Genomic DNA, 18,856 nt, shown 5'->3' with positions numbered 1-18,856 from the left:
ATGAAGGTCACGGTGACGCATTCGCTGCGCGGCCGCCTGCTGTGGTTTTTGCTGGCGGCCATCATCATGGCGGCCCTGGCGCAAGCATCGATCGCTTACCGCAGCGCCCTGTACGACGCCGACCAGATCTTCGATTACCACATGCAGCAGATGGCCCTGTCGCTGCGCTCCGGCGCGCCGCTGGCCAACCATGCGCAAGCGTTGCCGGCCGACCCCGTCAACAACGACATGGTGGTGCAGGTGTGGACGCCGGACGGCGTGCAGGTGTTCCGCTCGATCACGCGCGCGGAATTGCCGCAGCGCGCCGTGCTGGGCTTTTCCAACGTGAAAGCCAACGGCACGACGTACCGTATCTTTTCCGTGCAAACCAGTTCCCAGACCGTGCAGATCGCCCAGGACATGGCCGTCAGGAAGCGCATGGCCGGCAGCCTGGCCCTGCGCACGGTGGGGCCCATCGCGCTGATGGCGCCTATTTTGATGCTGGTCGTCTGGTGGGTCGTCAGCGGTTCGCTGGCGCCCGTCTCGCGCGTGCGCAAGCAGGTGGCGGCGCGCCAGGCGGACGATCTGTCTCCCGTCTCGGAAGCGGGCTTGCCCGACGAAGTGCGGCCCCTCGTGCATGAGCTGAACCTGCTGTTCGGGCGCGTCAAGACGGCGTTCGACGCGCAGCAGCATTTCGTTGCCGACGCCGCCCATGAATTGCGCACGCCGCTGGCGGCCCTGAAACTGCAGGTATTGAGCCTGGAGCGGGCCGAATCGGAAGAAAAACGCAGCCTGGCGATTTCCCGCGTGAGCGCCGGCATCGAGCGGGCCACGCGCCTGGTCGAGCAACTGCTGGTGCTGGCGCGCCAGGAAGCGAGCGCTGCCAGCGGCGACCAGCTGCAGGCGGTGGACTTGAACGATGTCGTCAAGCGCGCGCTGGGCGACATGGCCGGCATCGCGCAGGCGCGCAAGATCGACCTGGGCCTGCATCACATGGACCCGGCCAAGGTGGCGGGGCAGGCCGATGCGCTCAACATCATGCTGCGCAATCTGGTCGACAACGCCATCAAGTACACGCCGCAGGGCGGCACGGTCGACATCGACCTGCGCGCCAGTCCCGTCGGCGTGACGTTATCGGTGGAAGACAGCGGCCCCGGCATCCCGCCCGAAGAGCGCGAGCGCGTCTTCAGCCGCTTCTACCGCGTGCCCGGCACGGACGCCAACGGCAGCGGCCTGGGGCTGGCCATCATCAAGGCCATCGCCGAACGCCATGGCGCACGCCTGGTGCTGGACAAATCCGAGCGCCTGGGCGGCCTGTGCGTGCGCGTGGAATTCCCGCAAGCCGCAAAAAGAGCATTTTGACCATGATCTTTGGCATGTTGCATTGACGCGCGCGCCGTGGCCCTATATTGTCTGCGAAACAAGCAGAACCAGACCACGGAGCGCAGCATGCAGAAGATCGGATTTTCAGGAACCCTCGACCCCATCACCAACGGCCACATGTGGGTGATCGGCGAAGCGCGTTCGCTCGCCGACGAGGTGATCGTGTTCCTGTCGCAAAACCCCGCCAAGAAGCCGCAATTTCCCGCCGAAGACCGCAAGCGCATCATCGAGCAGAGCGCGCGCGAGTGCGGCTGGGACAATGTGCAGGTGGTTATCGTCAAGGGCGACTACACGGCGCGCGCGGCGAAGAAGCATGGCTGCGACTACCTGATCCGCGGCATCCGCACGACGGCCGATTTCGACTATGAAAACCTGATCCAGCAAACGAATGTGGACGTGTTGCAGGGCGCCAAGACGATTTTCGTCATGCCGCCGCGCGACCTCGGCTCCGTCAGCTCCAGCTTCGTCAAGGCGCTGGAAGGCCCCGTGGGCTGGAACTGGACCATGAAGAAATTCGTCCCCGGCCCGGCTTACCAGGCGTGGATACTCGACTGCCTGCGCAAGGAGTGGGAAGCGCTGTGGAATTACGCGACAGCCTCGCAAGCGGATATCGCGCTGGCGGATCACTGGTTCGCCCACCTGACGGGGCCGCAGGCGTATGGCGGCGCGGACCGCCACTATCACAACCTCGACCACCTGGTGCACGGCCTGTCCGAAATCCGCGTGTGGGCCGACAATACCTATGCGCCCAAGCGCGACAGCGCGCTGGTCAAGAAAGCGTTCTGGTTCCACGACGCCGTCTACAGCCACGACGACGACGCCCTGTATTCGAGCGAAGAGGCGAGCGCCCAGCTGTGGCTGGCCAGCGGCCTCGATGCGGGCGACAACCTTGATGTGGCGCAATTGATACGCGTCACCGACCATTTCCAGGGACCAGGCATCAGCCACCCGCTGAAAGACGCCATGCTCAGCGCCGACTTGGCCATCCTGGGCCAGGATGACGAGGTGTACCAAGCCTACACGCAAGCCATCGGCCGCGAATACGCGCACGTGGATCCCGTACGCTTCAACGAGCAGCGGGGCCTGGCGCTGCAGCATTTGTGCGCCAAGGCGCAGGCGGGCCAGCTGTTCGGCGATGCATATTTTGCCAACCAGTACAACGAACGGGCCATTGAAAACATGCAGAAGGAGATCGCGGCGCTGGCCGGCTGATTATCGTTAAGGGAGGGCGGCGGCATGCGCCAGCGCATCGTCCAGCCGGTCGTTGCCCCAGAACAGTTCGCCGCCGCTGAGGAAGCTGGGCGCGCCGAACAGCTTCAACGCTTGCGCCTGCTCAGTCTGGCGGCGCAGGCGCAGCTTGTTGTCCTGTGTCAAAGCCAGCGCCACGATGGCGCGCGCATCGAGGCCCAGCCCTTCCAAGGCTTCGCTGACGGCTTCGAAGTTGTCGATGTCGCGGTCTTCGGCGAAATTCATCGTCATCATGCGGCGCGCAAACGGCGCGATCCAGCCCTGGTCCACGCCGACCAGGGCCACGCGCATGGGCAGCAGGGCCGTGCGGGGAAAGGAACTTGGTTGCTGCCATGGCAATGCATACTTTTCGCACTGGCGCGCCATGTCGCGCCACGTGTAGTCGCCCTTGATTTTTTGCAAGACGAACGGCGACGTTTCCCAGCCCAGCGCCTTGAAGACGACGCCCAGCAGGAAGGGTTTCCAGATCACTTTTACCTTCTTTTCATGCGCCAGCGCATCGATGCGCATGGCGCTCAGGTAGCTGTAGTTGCTGCCGAAGTCGAACCAGAATTCCAGTGTGGCCATGGTCTCTTTTCCATGCGGTCGCGCAGGGTTGATTCCTGCCCCGGGGCGCGAAGGCGCGACTGCCGCGCCGGCCCCCGCTTGTCGCCTTAGCGCGCCGCCTTGGCGCGCGCCGCGTGCAATTTCTTGAAGCTGTCGATCAGGCGCTGGTGCCGGTCGAGGCCTTCCAGTTGCATGCTGGTCGGGGTCAGGCCGAAGAAACGCACGCTGCCGTCCACCGAGCCCAGCACCGCATCCATGCGGGCGTCGCCAAACATGCGGCGGAAATTGACGACGTAATCGTCCAGCTCCAGCTCGTCATCGAGTTCCACTTCCAGCACCACGTTCAATGCTTGATAGAACAGTTTGCGCTCGAGCGTGTTGTCGTTGTACTGCAGGAAGGTTTCCACCAGCTCTTTCGCTTCCTCGAATTGCTGCAGGACGAGCTGTATCAGCAGCTTCAATTCCAGCGTCGTCAGCTGGCCCCACACCGTGTTTTCGTCAAACTCGATGCCGATCAGGGTGGCGATGTCGCCGTACTCGTCGAGCTCGCTGTTTTCCAGGCGGTCGAGCAAGTCTTCCAGGCTGGCATCGTCCAGGCGGTGCAGGTTCAGGATGTCGGTGCGGAACAGCAGCGCCTTGTTGGTATTGTCCCAGATCAAATCCTCGACCGGGTACACCTCGGAATAACCGGGCACGAGGATGCGGCAGGCGGTGGCGCCCAGCTGGTCATATACGGCCGTGTAGACTTCCTTGCCCATGCCTGCGAGGATGCCGAACAGGGTTGCCGCTTCCTCGGCATTCGAGTTTTCGCCGTGGCCGGAAAAATCCCACTCGACAAAATCGTAATCGGCCTTGGCGCTGAAGAAGCGCCACGAGACGATGCCGCTGGAATCGATGAAGTGCTCGACGAAATTATTCGGTTCGGTGACGGCTTCGCTGGCAAACGTGGGCTGTGGCAAGTCGTTGAGGCCTTCGAAGCTGCGGCCCTGCAGCAATTCCGTCAGGCTGCGCTCGAGCGCCACTTCCAGGCTCGGGTGCGCGCCGAACGAGGCAAACACGCCGCCCGTGCGCGGGTTCATCAGGGTGACGCACATCACCGGATACACGCCGCCCAGCGACGCATCTTTCACCAGCACGGGGAAACCCTGTTCTTCCAGGCCGGCGATGCCGGCCACGATGCCCGGATATTTCGCCAGCACTTCCTGCGGCACGTCGGGCAGGGCGATTTCGCCTTCGATGATTTCGCGCTTGACGGCCCGTTCGAAAATTTCCGACAAGCATTGCACCTGTGCTTCGACGAGGGTGTTGCCGGCGCTCATGCCATTGCTGACGTACAAGTTTTCAATCAGGTTCGATGGGAAATACACGGTCTCGCCATCGGACTGGCGCACATACGGCAGCGAGCAGATGCCGCGCTCCGCGTTGCCGGAGTTGGTGTCGATCAGGTGCGAGCCGCGCAGTTCGCCATCGGCATCGTAGATGTCGCGGCAGTAGGCGTCGAGAATCTCTTTCGGCAGCGCATCCTTGCGGCCCGGCTTGAACCAGCGCTCGTTCGGGTAATGGACAAAATCCGCGTTGGCGATGTCGTTACCCCAGAACGAACCGGCGTAGAAATGGTTGTTGCTGAGGCGCTCGATATATTCGCCCAGGGCCGACGCCAGCGCGCTTTCCTTGGTCGCGCCCTTGCCATTGGTGAAACACATGGGCGAATGCGCATCGCGGATGTGCAGCGACCACACGTTGGGAATGATGTTGCGCCATGAAGCGATTTCAATCTTGATGCCCAGGCCAGCCAGCAGGCTGGACATATTGGCGATGGTCTGTTCCAGCGGCAAGTCCTTGCCGACGATATAGGTGCTCGCGCCAGGGGCGGGATTCAGGGCCAGCAAGGCCTGGGCATCGGCGTCCAGGTTCTCCACTTCTTCAATGACGAACTCCGGCCCCGCCTGCACCACTTTTTTCACCGTGCAACGGTCGATCGAACGCAGGATGCCCTGGCGGTCCTTGTCCGAGATATCGGCCGGCAACTCGACCTGGATCTTGAAAATCTGCTGGTAGCGGTTTTCAGGATCGACAATATTGTTTTGCGACAGGCGGATATTTTCAGTGGAAATATTGCGCGTATCGCAATACAACTTCACGAAGTACGCCGCGCACAGTGCCGATGATGCCAAAAAGTAATCGAACGGGCCGGGCGCCGAACCATCGCCCTTGTAGCGGATGGGCTGGTCGGCGATGACCGTAAAATCGTCGAACTTGGCTTCGAGACGCAGCTTGTCGAGAAAGTTGACTTTAATTTCCATGAGGTAATCCAATACTGTGCTTATGAGTTAGCCGCTATTATCCGTGCTTTCCGCCGCAGGGCAAAGATTGTTCGCGGCGGCCGTGCTGGCGGGGAGCCGCAGGACCAGGCCGGCAGGGCAGGCAAGGGGCAAGCTCCCCCATGAAGCGGACGGATAAATGTGCGAGGCGATCTGACTGGACATGCGAATAACATTAATGAGACACGGCGAGCCCCGACTCGCCAAAGGGCGCTGGATAGCGCCGCTGCAAATGGGACAGTGGATTAATCTCTACAATCAATCGATCATCAAAGAAGGGGGCATCCCTGCGCAGTGCGCTGCGGCAGCGCTTTCCGCGTCGACCATCGTGGCCAGCACGGCACCGAGGGCATGCTCATCGGCCAGGGCATTGGGTGACTTGCCATTCATGCAAGAGGCGATGTTCTCTGAAGCAGGGTTGCCCTTTGCGCTCTGGAAGGCCCCTTGGCTGCCGGCTGAAGCCTGGGCAGCGATTTTTCGCCTGCTCTGGTTGTTCGGTTATGCGCGCGGATCGGACTCGTTGCAGATAACCCGGCAGCGCGCCAGGGCCGCCGCCGAGCGGCTGGTTGCGCTTGCCGCCAGGGGGCCCGTGCTGCTGGTCGGGCATGGCATCATGAATCGATTGATCGGCAAGGAGTTGCAGGCCTTGGGTTGGCTTGCCCGCAACAGGCAAGGCAGCCGGTACTGGAGCATGGGAGTGTATGAGCTGTGAAAGTGAACTGTGAAAACCTGTGACGAATGCGGCAGCCGATACCGTGACGACGCCGAAGGCATGGCCAGCCTGTGCCCGGAATGCGCCTCGGTCATCTATGGCTTGCCACGGTGCGAGCACGTGTTCGAGGCAGGCCGATGCCGCAAATGCCTGTGGGATGGCCGGAAAAGTGACTTTGTGCGAAAACTGGGGCAGCAGGGGCGTTGAAGCGATATTCGTGTGTGTGGGGGCAGCGTCCATCGGCGGTCACCGGTGTTTTCGTGACAATGCATGAGTTTTTCGGATGGATAATTGGCTATCCTCCATGGGGGCTGCCTGCAGCCACTGCTGGACGGTTGATCGCATCTGGATCTCCTGCCAGCGACCGCTCCGTCACTTTCGCTTTGCCTAACCTGATGCAAGGATGAGCTGATGCAATTATCCAATTATCTTTTCTTTACTACCACTTGCGAACAAGCCTTGGCGTTCTACACGCAATGCGGGCTGGGCAAGATAAGCGATGTCTTGCGCTTTGGCGTGGATGGCATGCCGGTCCATCATGAAGCCATGCGCGGGAAAATCATGCATGCCCGATTTGAAGGACCAGGCGTGTTGTTCTTTGCTTCTGATAATGACGATGCAGAGCCCATGCGAGGGTCCGCACATATTTTGCAAATGCATGACAGGCAGTTAACGAAACAGCTTTTTGACAAGCTGGCGTATCAAGGCGTGGTGACGACACCGCTCGCCATCCAGGTATGGGGCGATTATTACGGTAAATTGACGGACCAGTTCGGGGTGCAGTGGATGCTGAACTGTTCGGCCTAACTAAAAAAACAGCGGCTGCCCATGCTGGCGCAGCCGCTGTTTCTTCAGGCGGGCAGAGTGATCAGAACTTCACCCACAGCCGCCCGAAGTAGGAGGCGCCGTTCAGGCCGAACTGCACGCTGTCGTATTTGAAGCCGTTGTCCGTCTCGTCCGCGTTTTGCGTGGTGGGCTTGACGTTGAAGATGTTGTTGCCGCCAAAGGTCAGCTTGGTATTCTTGCTGATGCTGTAGGTGAAGCTCAGGTCGGCGGACGTCTTGGCCGCGTAACGGGCATTCGGCACGCCTTCGGCCGTGCCGCTGAAGGTGCCCAGGGTTTGCGGGCCAAAATAAATGATGCGCAAGTCCGATTCCAGCTTGCCCGTGATGTAGTCGAAGCCCAGGGTGGCTTTCGCGCGCGGACCGCCCTGTTCGATGAACAGGCGTTCGCGCTCGGACAGCAGCACGTCTTCATAGCCTTTCAGCGAATCCGGCGTCTTGACCTTCGTCACTTCCGTTTTGCTCAAATTCAAGGCCAGGAAGGTGTTCAGGCGGTTGCCGGCCAATTCTCCCTTGTGCGACGCCGTCAGGTCCAGCCCGCGCGTGCGCGTGTCGATGGAGTTGACGAAGAATTGCGCCTCGCCCACGCCCAGGAGGGCCAGGCGCGCGGCCAGGTCCGGGTAGTTGTCGGCATTGAAGCGGCCCGACAGCACGATGCGGTCCTTGATCTTGATGTTGTACAAGTCGGCCGTCACGGAAATGGCTTGCGTTGGCGTCCAGGTGGTGCCGAAGGTAAAGCTGGTCGACTTTTCCTCTTTCAACTTCGGAATGCCGGCCGCGTTGGCGACGGCGCCGCCATTCGGCGCCAGCACCACGTCGGTGGGCACGCCGCCGATGAAGTCGGTGAAGGTGGACGAGAAATACACTTGCTGTAACGATGGCGCGCGGAAACCCGTGCTGGCCGAACCGCGCAGCAGCACGTTGGGCGCCACTTTATAGCTGGCGGCCAGCTTGCCCGTCACGGTGGAGCCGAAATCGCTGAATTTCTCATAGCGCAGGGCCGCCTGGGTTTTCAGGCGCTCCGTCCAGTCCAGTTCCACGTCGCCATACGCGGCGATGCTGTGGCGCTTGGCCTTGGTGGCGTCGCCGGGCTGGAAGCCGGGAAAGCCCTGGCTGCCCGCATTGCCGCCCACGCCCACGCCGTCGGCGTCGTTGTAGGAGCCCGGTTCGCCGGCCATGATCTTGTATTCCTCGCTGCGGTACTCGGCGCCGAAGGCCACGTTCATGCCGCGCATCACCGTGTCGTAGTAGCGGCTGAAGTCGGCGTTGCTGGTCAGCTGCTGGAACGAGAAGCCGCCCGCGTCGAAACGGCTGGGGCTGACACCCTTGCCGCCGTTCATCAGGTCGAGGTTGGCGATGGAGGCATTCAGCGTATTGCTGATGTCGTAGCGCATCTTGTTGTAGCCATAGGTTTGCGAAAAATCAGCATGCCATTCGCCGATCTGGCTGCGGTGGCCGATGGTGGCGTACTGGTCGTCGATCTTGCCATTGATGAAAGGCACGAAACCATCCGGGTACATGGCGGCCGAATTGCGCGATGGAATGTCGTCGCTGCCGATGCCGCCCCGGCCGAATGCGGCGCTGGACGCGTCGCGCGTCTGCGCGCCAGCCGTGAAGTACAGCTTGCCCGTGGGGCTGGTGGCGTAGTCGCCATTCACGTACAGGGTCTTGTTCTTGGACTTGGTGTCGCCGATGATGCGCATGCTGTCCGCATCGGCCCGGTTCGAGCGGCCCCGGTCCAGGTATTCGCCCGTGATGGCCAGGGTACCCTTGTCGCCCAGCGCGATGCCGCAATAGGCGGAGGTCATGTAATTCTTGCCGTCGCCTGCGGAATACTGGCTGTAGCCGGCCACGGCTTCGCAGCCGAGGCTTTTCTTCAGTTCGATGTCGATCACGCCGGCAATGGCGTCCGAGCCGTACTGGGCGGCGGCGCCGTCGCGCAGCACTTGCACGTTCTTGATCGCCAACAAGGGAATCGCATTCATGTCCGTGCCCGTGTTGCCGCGGTTGCGCGCACCGAACAGGTTGACGAGGGCCGTCGTGTGGCGCCGCTTGCCGTTCACCAGCACGAGGGTCTGGTCGGAACCGAGGCCGCGCAGGGCGGCTGAATCGATCAGGTCGGCCCCGTCGGCGCCCGTCTGGCGCGTGGAATTGAACGAGGGCGAGATGTATTGCAGCGATTGCGCCAGGTCAAACTGGCCGCCTTGCTCGGCCACCTTGGAAATGGGAATGATATCGACCGGCACCATGGTATCCGTGGCGGAACTGGCGACCCGGCGCGAGCCGACCACGCTGACCGTTTGCACGGGGCCTTCCGTGGCGGCCGCTTCCGTGTTCTGGGCCATGGCGGCAGGACTGAAAACGGCCAGGGCGGCGCTGCCGTACAGGCTGATGAGGATGGCTTGACGCAAGGTGGTGAGGGTCGGCACGCAGTATCTCCAAGTGGCTGATGAGCAAGATTCGTGACTTGATTCTAGTGCCATCTTTTCAGCATTCACCAGCGATACTTTGTTTTGTTATTACAAATTTGCTGTAACTGTTGTTTCCTGGTTGATTATCTTTTGGCCACTGCCTGGCTTGCCTTGTGCTGGTGCGGCATGCCCCATTCAGGTGCTGCGTTGCACCATGCCGCCCACCCAGATTGTCTGCACGTCGTACTGCACTTCGATCAGGCACGGTTGCTGCGTCACGTGGCCCTGATGCAGGCGCAGCGACTGCTGCAAGTGTGCTGCCAGCGCGCCCGCCGCCACGCCCGTGGCGCTGTCTTCCAGCGCCGGATCGAGGTGGTTGAAGTTGCGCCCCTCATATTCGTGCTCGCCCGTGCGGCAATACGCATAGCAGCCGCTGACCTTGTGCAAGGCGCTCCAGTCGGCGATCAATTCCAGGTTCGGCCGCAGCGCGCGCAGGGTGGTGCGGTCGGCCACTTCCAGCAGCAGCTTCGGGCTGCCGACGGACGCGACCACGGGCGGCGACAGCAAGTGCATGTGCTGGCCCATCAGTTCGGACGGCACATACTTTTCCACCAGGACGGCAGGCGCCGGCTGCGGCGCCAGGCCGATGAACAATCCCTCCGCGCGGCGCACCAGCTGCAAGGCTTGCCCGCGCATGGCGGTCGTCACCGTCAGCGCCGCCGGCGCGCCGGGCGCCGCCAGCAGCACATGCGCGGCCGCCAAAGTGGCGTGCAGGCACAGGGGACTGCGCGTGTGCGGATAAAAATAGTCGAGCACGAGGCATCCCTCCGCGCCGTCCGCTTGCCGGTCGAGGAAGACGCAGGCGCTGACCTGGCGTTCGCGGGCAAAGGCCTGGCGCTGCGTTTCGCTGGCGTAGTCGTTTTCCACGACCAGCGCCGCATTGCCGCCACCGGGGGCGGCGCCGAAACATTTTAATGAGTGGACGATCATGGCGGGCACTGTGCAAGGTAAAACCTCAGCATAACTGAGATGGCCGTTTTCAGATGAGTATAATATACTGTGTTTATATACAGTATTGAGGTAGATCATGGGGAGCGCAGTCTTACCCGAGTATGCTGAGTTGTACTGCCTGAGTAATTTCAGCTTCCTGCATGGGGCTTCGCATGCGGAAGAGCTGGTGGCGCGCTCTGTCCAGCTTGCTTACCGGGCGTTGGCGATTACCGACGAGTGCTCGCTGGCGGGTGTCGTGCGCGCCCATGCGACGGCCAAGCGGGCCGGTTTCCCCCTGATTATCGGCGCGCATTTTCACTTGACGCAGGCCGACGGCAGTCCGGGGCCGTCCCTGCTGGCGCTGGTGCGCGATGCCGACGGTTACGGCAACCTGTCGGAATTGATCACCATGGCGCGCACGCGGGCGGCCAAGGGCCGCTATTTGCTGACGCCCGACGATTTCGCCACGCCGCCGGCGCAGTTTGCCCATTTGCAAGGGCTGCCCGGCTGTTTGATGATCTTGCTGCCTGGCTATCCGGCCCAGGCCGCGACGCTGCGCGCGCAGGGTGCGTGGATGCTATCCACCTTTGGCGGCGAGCGCAGCTGGATAGGCTTGAACCTGCTGCAGCGGGCGCAGGATGACGCGCACCGCAGCGCCGTGCAGGACGCCGCGCAGGCGCTGGGCTTGTCCGTGGTGGCCGTCGGCCATGTGTGCATGCACGTGCGTTCGCGCAAGCCGCTGCTCGACACCCTGTGCGCGATCCGCGTGGGCAAGCCCGTGGGCGAGTGCGGCTATGCGCTGGCGCAAAACGCGGAGCAGCATCTGCGCGCGCGCTTGCGCCTGGCCAATGTGTATCCGCCGCAGGCGCTGGCGGAAACCCTGCGCATCGCGGACCTGTGCAAATTTTCTCTCGACAGCTTGCGCTATGACTATCCCGACGAGCTGGTGCCGTACGGCCACACGCCGGCGACGTATCTGCGCGCAGAAACGTATGCGGGCGCGCGCATCCGTTTTCCGCTGGGCATACCGGCCAACGTGCAGGAGCAGCTCGAACAGGAGCTGGAACTGATCGCGGAGCTGTCGTATGAAGCCTACTTTTTGACCGTGTACGACATCGTGCGCTTTGCCCGCTCGCAAGACATCCTGTGCCAGGGCAGGGGGTCGGCCGCCAATTCGGCCGTCTGCTATTGCCTGCAGATCACGGAAGTGGACCCGGCGCGCGGCAATTCGCTGGTCGGGCGTTTCATGTCGCGCGAGCGCAACGAGCCGCCCGATATCGATGTCGACTTCGAGCACCAGCGGCGCGAAGAAGTGATTCAATATATCTACGGCAAATATGGCCGCGAGCGGGCCGCGCTGGCGGCCGTGGTGATCAGTTACCGGCCGAAGAGCGCCTTGCGCGACAGCGGCCGGGCGCTGGGGATCGACCTGGCCATCGTGGAAAAAGTGGCCAAGGCGCACCGCTGGTTCGACGGCAAGCGCGATCTGCTGGAGCGCCTGGCCGAATGCGGGCTGGACCCGGAAGCGGCATTGTCGCAGCAGTGGGCCGGCCTGGCGCAGCAATTGCTGGGCTTTCCCCGCCATTTGTCGCAGCATCCGGGCGGCTTTGTGATTGCGCAAGGAAAGCTGTCGCGCCTGGTACCGATTGAAAACGCGGCCATGGCCGAGCGCAGCGTCATCGAGTGGGACAAGAACGACCTGGAAGAGCTGGGCTTGATGAAGGTCGACGTGCTGGCGCTGGGCATGCTGTCGGCCCTGCGCCGCGCCCTGGAACTGGTGAGTGCGCGGCGCGGCGAGCCACTCCGCCTGCAGGATATTCCGGCGGAAGATCCTGCCACCTACGACATGATGTGCCAGGCCGACACCATCGGCGTGTTCCAGATCGAGTCGCGTGCGCAGATGAGCATGCTGCCCCGTTTGCGTCCCCGTGAATTCTACGACCTCGTCATCGAGGTGGCGCTCGTGCGCCCCGGCCCCATCCAGGGCGGCATGGTGCATCCGTATCTGCAGCGGCGCCAGAAAAAGGAGCCAATCGATTATCCGAAGGGCCTGGAAAAAGCGCTGGGGCGCACCCTGGGCATTCCCATTTTCCAGGAGCAAGTGATGCAGGTGGCCATCATCGCGGCCGGTTTCACGCCTGGCGAAGCGGACCAGTTGCGGCGCGCCATGGCGGCCTGGAAACGCAAGGGTGGCATGAACAATTACCATGACCGCATCGTCAATGCCATGGTGGAGAATGGTTACGGCAAGGAGTTTGCCGAGGCTATCTTCAGCCAGATCGAAGGCTTTGGCGAATACGGTTTTCCCGAGTCGCACGCGGCCAGTTTCGCGCTGCTGACGTATGCCAGTTCCTGGCTGAAATGCCACGAACCGGCCGCCTTCCTGTGCGCCTTGCTCAACAGCCAGCCCATGGGTTTTTACAGCCCCTCGCAACTGGTGCAGGATGCGCGCCGGCATGGCGTGCCAGTGCTGCCCGTCGACGTGACCGTCAGCGGCTGGGAAGCGGCATTGGAAGCAGGGCAGGACCCCGCGCCCGCCGTGCGCCTGGGCTTGAACAGCCTGTTCGGCATGCGCGCCGAGGCGGCCCGGCGCATCGAGGATGCGCGCGCCATCGCCGCCTTTGTCGATGTGGTCGACCTGGCGCGGCGTGGCGGCCTGGATCGTCATGACTTGCAGGTCTTGGCGGCAGGCAACGCGCTGCACGCGCTGGCCGGGCACCGGCGCGCGGCGCTGTGGCAGGCGGCCGGCGCCGTGCCCGACAGGGATTTGCTGCGCGTCACCACGCCAGAGGAAGACTTGCCCGTGCTGGCCGCGCCGACGGAAGGCGAGAGCATCGTCAGCGACTACCGCGCGCAAGGCCTGACCCTGGGCCGCCACCCGCTGGCGCTGCTGCGCAGGCAATTGCTGGAGCAGCGTTTCCTGCCGGCATCCGCGCTGGCCAGCTACACGGATGGTCAGCTGGCGCGCGCCTGCGGCATCGTCACCGTGCGCCAGCGTCCGGGCACGGCCAAGGGCGTCATCTTCATGACCCTGGAAGACGAGACGGGCACGGTCAACGTCATCGTCTGGCCCGACCTGGTGGAAAGCCAGCGCCGCGAAGTGCTGAGCGCGCCGCTGCTGGGCGTGTACGGCGTGTGGCAGCGCGAGGGGCTGGTGCGCAACCTGGTGGCCAAGCGCCTGGTCGACATGTCGCATCTGCTGGGGCGTTTGAGGACCAGCAGCCGCGATTTCTGTTGATGCTTGTCAATGTCGGCCAGGCGGTGGCATGATTGTCATATGACTACTTTGCCCGAACCGACACTGCGCCCCGCCCTGGTCGCCGATGCGCCCGCCATCGTCGCCCTGATCGACGACCTGATGCCCTTTTTGACCCTGCACCCGGACGGCGCGGGGGCGGAAAAGTTCATCGAACATTGCCGCCAGCCGGCCATCGAAAGTTACCTGTCGCTATCCAACTATCATTACCAGCTGGCGCACATCGATGGCGAGCTGGCCGGCGTGGTGGCCATGCGCGACAACACGCACCTGTTTCACATGTTCGTGCCGCGCGCGTTGCACCGGCGCGGCATGGCGCGCCGCCTGTGGCAGGCGGCCCGCGATGCATCCTTGGCCAGGGGGAATGTCACGGCGTTTACCGTCAATTCCTCGGCCTATGCCTTGCCCCTGTACGAAAGCCTGGGTTTTGTCGCCACGGGGCCGAAGGTGGAGACGGGCGGCATCGCCTTCGTGCCGATGCGCATGGAGTGGATAGCCTGATTACCAGCGCACGATCTTGCCCGGATTCATGATGTTCTTCGGGTCCAGCGCGTGTTTCAGGGCGCGCATGGTGTCGATGGCGCCTTCGCCATGTTCTTCCACGAGAAAGGCCATCTTGTGCATGCCCACGCCATGTTCTCCCGTGCACGTGCCGTCCATGCCGATGGCGCGCGTGACCATGTCGCTGTTGACCTTTTCCGCGCGCGCGATGTCGATTGGATCGTCCGGGTCGACCAGCATCTGCACGTGGAAGTTGCCGTCGCCCACGTGGCCGATGATGGCGTAGACGAGGCCCTGCGCTTCGCAATCGGCCTGGGTGGCGAGGATGCATTCGGCCAGGCGCGAAATGGGTACGCAGCAATCGGTGGAAATGGCGCGGCTGCCGGGGCGCATCTGCAGCAGGGCGAAGTATGCGTTGTGGCGCGCGGCCCACAGGCGCGAGCGGTCTTCGGGGCGGCTTGCCCACTCGAAATCGCTGGCGCCGTGTTCCGCCGTGATGGCTTGCACCAGCTGCGCCTGCTCGGCCACGCTGGCCGGCGTGCCGTGGAATTCAAACAGCAGCAAGGGTTTTTCCGGCAAGGCCATCTTGTCGTAGGCGTTGATGGCTTTCACGCCGTTTTCATCGAGAAACTCGACCCTGGCCACGGGAATACCCATCTGGATGGTCTGGATCACGGCGCTGACGGCCTCGCCCGTGCCGGGGAACGAGCACACGGCCGCCGAGATCGCTTCCGGCAGCGGATACAGTTTCACCGTCACTTCCGTGATGATGCCCAGGGTGCCTTCGCTGCCGACGAACAGGCGCGTCAGGTCGTAGCCGGCCGACGATTTCTTTGCCCTGGTTCCCGTCTTGATGATGCGGCCATCGGCCGTCACCACCGTCAGGGCCAGCACGTTTTCGCGCATGGTGCCGTAGCGCACGGCGTTCGTGCCCGAGGCGCGCGTGGCGGCCATGCCGCCCAGCGAGGCATTGGCGCCCGGGTCGATGGGGAAGAACAGGCCCGTGTCGCGGAGCTCTTCGTTCAGCTGCTTGCGCGTCACGCCCGCCTGCACGGTGGCCGTCAAGTCTTCACTATGCACGGCTACCATCTGGTTCATTTGCGACAGATCAATCGTCACGCCGCCATGCAGGGCCAGCACGTGGCCTTCCAGCGAAGTGCCGCTGCCGTAGGCGATGACGGGCACGTCGTGCGCGCTGCACAGCTTGACGGCGGCCGCCACTTCCTCGGTGGAATGGGCGAAAATGACGGCGTCCGGCAGCATGGGGGGATAGCTCGACTCGTCGCGGCCATGGTGTGCGCGCATGGCTTGCGTCATGGAAAAACGGTCGGCAAAGATCAGGGAAAGTACGGCAGCAAGGGATACGGGCAGCGGTTTTTTCAGTACCGCCAACTGGTCAGTTTGATTCACGCAAGTCCTCCGTTTTTTTTATTCTACTCCGCGCCCGGGGATTTCACCGGCGCAGCCTGTTGATTTTTTGCCAGTTGTAAAAAAACCTGCATGGTTCGCCGCGCTTTGGTTGTAAATGAGAATCATTTCTATTAGAATGCCCGCCTATACCTATTTTGCAACAGTTTGACCCGCAGCTCAGACCCCGAAAGGCCATGCCATGAAATTCCCCCTGTCCTTCTCCGCAGTCCTGCCCGCCTGTGTGCTGGCGCTGAGCGCCTGCAGCAGCGTGGCGCCAGCGACTGACGCTGCCACCGGCGCCGCCGCGGCATCCGCCGCGCAAGACGTGCGCCAGCTGGGCGAAATCGTCGACTTGCGCAGCGGCCAGCGCGTGACTGCCGAACAATTGCTGGCCCAGCTGGCCGCCGCGCCGCGGGTCATCGTGGGCGAGCAGCATGACCAGCTCAGCCATCACCAGATCGAGCAATGGCTGCTGCAGCAATTGCAGGGCCAGCGCCCGCAAGGCAGCGTGCTGCTGGAAATGCTGAACCCGGACCAGCAAGCCAAGGTGGACAAGGTCAAGCCGTGGCTGCAGACGGACCCCGTCGTGCGCCCCGAGCACGTGGCCGAGCTGCTGGCCTGGCAGCCCAGCTGGAAGTGGGCGCAATATGGCGACCTGGTAATGACCGTGATGCGCGCGCCGTATCCCGTCTGGTCGGCCAACCTGGACCGCAGCGAAATCAAGCAATTGTTTATCGACAAGCCAGCCGTGCAGGGCAAGCACTCGAACCTGGCCAACGACGGCAAGGTGCATGACAAATTGAAGGACATCATCCGCGTCATGCATGACAACCAGATCGACGAGCCGCGCCTGGCCGCCATGCTGTCGGTGCAGCAGCAGCGCGACCGCCGCATGGCCGAGCGCCTGCTGGCCGCGCCCGCGCCGGCCGTGCTGATCGCCGGCGCCTACCATGCGCACAAGGACTTGGGCGTGCCGCTGCACGTGCAGGACTTGACGGGCGGCCCGGCGCCGCTGGTGCTGGTCCTGGCACAGCAGGGCGCCACGGTGCTGGCGCCGCAGGCGGATTTCGTCTGGTTCACGCCCGTAACGCCCGCCGTCGCCAGCGCCAAGTAATTTCTTGTATCGCCGCCGGGCGTTCTGCCCGGCACTCTCCCCCAGCAAGCTCCCCCATAGCAGCCAGGTAGTTCGTCCGATTTTTTTTGCATGCGCGTGCGCGCCGTTGGCGCAGCCATGCCTGTTACCTGTCAAAGTTCTCATGCGTATCCCCTTGTTCCGTATCAAAGCCGTCAGCTGCGGTGTCGTTCTTTCCCTGTTGCATGCCACCGCGCAAGCGTCCGCCTTACCCCATGACATGTCGCCGCTGGGCATGTTTTTCGCCGCCGACCAGGTCGTCAAAAGCGTGCTCATCGGTTTGCTGGTCGCCGCGCTGGCCACCTGGGTGGTCTTGCTGGTGAAGGGCGCCAGTTTGCTGCAAGCCCGGCGCGAGGCGGCGCATGCCGTCGCCATGCTGAAGACGGCCACCTCCTTGCCGGACGCGGCCGTCAAAGTGGAGGGCGCAGGCAGCATTTCGCTGGCGCAACAGTTGCTCGCAGATGTACAGCAAGAACTGAGTCTGTCGCACGCCAGCGCGCCGGCGGCGGCACTGAAGGAGCGGGCCGGCTTTCGCCAGGAACAGTTCATTGCGCAGCAGGTGCGCGCCATGACGCAAGGCATCGGCTTGCTGGCCAGCATAGGCGCCGTGGCGCCGTTCGTCGGCCTGTTCGGCACCGTGTGGGGCATCATGAACAGTTTTATCGGCATCGCCGTCAGCCAGAGCACGAACCTGGCCACCGTGGCGCCGGGCATCGCGGAAGCCTTGCTGGCCACCGCCCTGGGCCTGGTGGCGGCGATCCCCGCCGTCGTCATCTATAACGTCTTGAGCCGTGGCATCAACCAGTACAAGGCGCAGCTGCGCGCCGCTTCCGCGCAAGTGCTGCTGATGCTGAGCCGCGACCTCGACACGCGCCAGCAGGCCTGAGCCATGGCTTCCCTGTTTCCCTCCCAGGACGACGACACGGCCGACATGCCGGAGTTGAGCGAGATCAATGTCACACCCTTCATAGACGTGATGCTGGTGCTGTTGATCATCTTCATGGTCGTCTCGCCGTTGGCCACGGTCGACTTGAAAATCGACTTGCCGGCCGCCACGGCCAAGCCTGAACCCCGTCCCGAGAAACCGTTGTTCGTGTCGCTGAAGGCGGACCGCAGCCTGTACCTGGGCGAGTCTCCCGTGGCGCGCGAGCAGCTGGGCAGCCTGCTCGACGCGCAAACGGGCGGCGACCGCCAGCGCACGCTGTTTTTCCAGGCCGACAAGCAAGCCGCGTATGAAGACATGCTGGGCGTGATGGACGCCCTGCGCCAGGCCGGCTACCTGAAAGTGGGCCTGGTCGGCCGGGAGGGCGGGTGAGTCCGCAGTCCGGGCCGGCGCCGCGCCCCCTATTGAGCTGGGGCATCGCTACTGCGCTGGTGGTGGCCGCTGCGCTGGCGCTGCTGCTGTGGGCCGGCTGGCAGCCCGTCGCCGTGGCGCCCGTCAATCCGGCGGCCAGCGTGATGGTGGTCTTTGCCGCGCAAGCGATGTCGCCGGAGACGCAGGTGGCGCACGCCGTGGGCGCGCGCCAGTCGGCCGCGTCCAGCGCCGCCCGGCCGCCAAAGAGTGCAATCAAGCAAGAGGCGCTGCCGGTGCTGGCGCGCGCCGCCGTGCCGGAGATCGTCGCGGCGGAAAAAGAGGAAAAGGCGGCCGCGAATCCGTCGGCGGAGCCGGGCAAGGATGCCGCGAAGGAAGCGTCCGTGCCTGCGCAGGCCAGCAGCAGCGCCACGCCGGCGCCGACCGTCGTGCGCGGTCCGCAGGCGGCGCCGTTCAACAGCGACACGCCATCGACCAGCGCGGCGCCGGCCAGCTGGCAAAGCCAGGTGCTTGGCCACCTGGCGCACTTCAAGCGCTATCCGGGCGATGCGCGCCAGCGCAAGCGGGCTGGCGCCGCCTGGGTGCGCTTCCAGGTGGACCGCGACGGCAAATTGCTGGCCAGCGAACTGGTCACGTCGTCGGGCACGGTGCTGCTCGACCGTGAAGCCTTGCAAGTGCTGCAGCGCGCGCAGCCGCTGCCGGCGCCGCCCGACAACGTATTGCGCCAGGGCACGGTGACGGTGACCTTGCCCGTGTCGTTCAAGCTCGACGCCAGCTGAATTTTAAATTTTTCAATAACATAACAAATCGAGG

The 18,856-nt window shown here is 63.4% G+C and carries 15 protein-coding genes; 10 read left to right on the top strand and 5 right to left on the bottom strand.

All coding sequences use genetic code 11. The features are described from left to right. Positions 1 to 1,341 carry an ATP-binding protein gene (locus O0881_RS09875; protein ID WP_289911481.1) on the top strand — a complete coding sequence of 447 codons (1,341 nt, stop codon included), beginning with the start codon at positions 1 to 3 and terminating at the stop codon, positions 1,339 to 1,341. A gap of 87 nt (positions 1,342 to 1,428) precedes the next feature. Further along, a complete protein-coding gene (gene coaD / locus O0881_RS09870) occupies positions 1,429 to 2,574 on the top strand; it encodes a pantetheine-phosphate adenylyltransferase (RefSeq protein ID WP_289911112.1) in 1,146 nt (381 codons plus the stop codon). A gap of 6 nt (positions 2,575 to 2,580) precedes the next feature. Here the strand turns inward: coaD and O0881_RS09865 are convergent, their stop codons facing one another. Both O0881_RS09865 and O0881_RS09860 read right to left on the bottom strand, forming a co-directional pair. Further along, a complete protein-coding gene (locus tag O0881_RS09865; protein ID WP_289911110.1) occupies positions 2,581 to 3,177 on the bottom strand; it encodes a 2-hydroxychromene-2-carboxylate isomerase in 597 nt (198 codons plus the stop codon). Between the two features lie 86 nt (positions 3,178 to 3,263). Next, a complete protein-coding gene (locus O0881_RS09860; RefSeq protein WP_289911109.1) occupies positions 3,264 to 5,459 on the bottom strand; it encodes an OsmC domain/YcaO domain-containing protein in 2,196 nt (731 codons plus the stop codon). A gap of 196 nt (positions 5,460 to 5,655) precedes the next feature. Here O0881_RS09860 and O0881_RS09855 point away from each other — a divergent pair, with 196 nt between their 5' ends. Together O0881_RS09855 and O0881_RS09850 are read left to right on the top strand one after the other, a co-directional pair. Continuing rightward, on the top strand, positions 5,656 to 6,189 hold the full coding sequence (locus O0881_RS09855; RefSeq protein ID WP_289911106.1) for a histidine phosphatase family protein: 534 nt from the start codon (positions 5,656 to 5,658) through the stop codon (positions 6,187 to 6,189). 411 nt (positions 6,190 to 6,600) lie between these two features. Then, on the top strand, positions 6,601 to 6,996 hold the full coding sequence (locus O0881_RS09850; protein ID WP_086136174.1) for a glyoxalase/bleomycin resistance/extradiol dioxygenase family protein: 396 nt from the start codon (positions 6,601 to 6,603) through the stop codon (positions 6,994 to 6,996). Between the two features lie 61 nt (positions 6,997 to 7,057). Here the strand turns inward: O0881_RS09850 and O0881_RS09845 are convergent, their stop codons facing one another. Beyond that, complete coding sequence (locus tag O0881_RS09845; RefSeq protein WP_289911105.1) at positions 7,058 to 9,460, bottom strand: TonB-dependent receptor; 2,403 nt, start codon at positions 9,458 to 9,460, stop codon at positions 7,058 to 7,060. A gap of 177 nt (positions 9,461 to 9,637) precedes the next feature. Further along, on the bottom strand, positions 9,638 to 10,432 hold the full coding sequence (locus tag O0881_RS09840; protein WP_289911104.1) for a PhzF family phenazine biosynthesis protein: 795 nt from the start codon (positions 10,430 to 10,432) through the stop codon (positions 9,638 to 9,640). A gap of 97 nt (positions 10,433 to 10,529) precedes the next feature. On the opposite strand from O0881_RS09840, the gene O0881_RS09835 reads away from it, so the two are divergent. Both O0881_RS09835 and O0881_RS09830 read left to right on the top strand, forming a co-directional pair. Next, complete coding sequence (locus O0881_RS09835; RefSeq protein ID WP_289911102.1) at positions 10,530 to 13,670, top strand: error-prone DNA polymerase; 3,141 nt, start codon at positions 10,530 to 10,532, stop codon at positions 13,668 to 13,670. A gap of 39 nt (positions 13,671 to 13,709) precedes the next feature. Next, the gene (locus tag O0881_RS09830; RefSeq protein ID WP_289911101.1) at positions 13,710 to 14,189 is read left to right on the top strand and encodes a GNAT family N-acetyltransferase; all 480 of its coding nucleotides are present in this window, start codon (positions 13,710 to 13,712) and stop codon (positions 14,187 to 14,189) included. On the opposite strand, the gene O0881_RS09825 is transcribed toward O0881_RS09830, so the two are convergent. After that, positions 14,190 to 15,506, bottom strand: coding sequence for an FAD-linked oxidase C-terminal domain-containing protein (locus tag O0881_RS09825; protein WP_099668406.1), 1,317 nt, complete (start codon positions 15,504 to 15,506; stop codon positions 14,190 to 14,192). Positions 15,507 to 15,798: 292 nt separating this feature from the next. On the opposite strand from O0881_RS09825, the gene O0881_RS09820 reads away from it, so the two are divergent. The 4 genes from O0881_RS09820 (at position 15,799) to O0881_RS09805 (ending at position 18,822) form a co-directional block, all read left to right on the top strand. After that, positions 15,799 to 16,713, top strand: a complete 915-nt coding sequence (locus tag O0881_RS09820) for a ChaN family lipoprotein (RefSeq protein ID WP_289911099.1) — start codon at positions 15,799 to 15,801, stop codon at positions 16,711 to 16,713. A gap of 142 nt (positions 16,714 to 16,855) precedes the next feature. Next, positions 16,856 to 17,617 (top strand): tonB-system energizer ExbB, encoded by a 762-nt coding sequence (gene exbB, locus O0881_RS09815; protein WP_289911098.1) that lies wholly within the window; start codon positions 16,856 to 16,858, stop codon positions 17,615 to 17,617. 3 nt (positions 17,618 to 17,620) lie between these two features. After that, positions 17,621 to 18,046 carry a TonB system transport protein ExbD gene (gene exbD / locus O0881_RS09810; protein ID WP_289911096.1) on the top strand — a complete coding sequence of 142 codons (426 nt, stop codon included), beginning with the start codon at positions 17,621 to 17,623 and terminating at the stop codon, positions 18,044 to 18,046. Continuing rightward, a complete protein-coding gene (locus tag O0881_RS09805; protein WP_289911093.1) occupies positions 18,043 to 18,822 on the top strand; it encodes an energy transducer TonB in 780 nt (259 codons plus the stop codon). Before exbD ends, O0881_RS09805 begins: the two co-directional genes overlap by 4 nt. The last annotated feature ends 34 nt before the right edge of the window (positions 18,823 to 18,856 follow it).

Origin of the sequence: Janthinobacterium sp. SUN100 (assembly GCF_030397705.1) — a bacterium.
In the GTDB taxonomy this organism is placed as follows: Bacteria; Pseudomonadota; Gammaproteobacteria; order Burkholderiales; family Burkholderiaceae_D; genus Janthinobacterium; species Janthinobacterium kumbetense.
The sequence above is the reverse complement of the archived record's forward strand: the minus strand, read 5'-3'. Positions and strand labels throughout refer to the sequence as shown.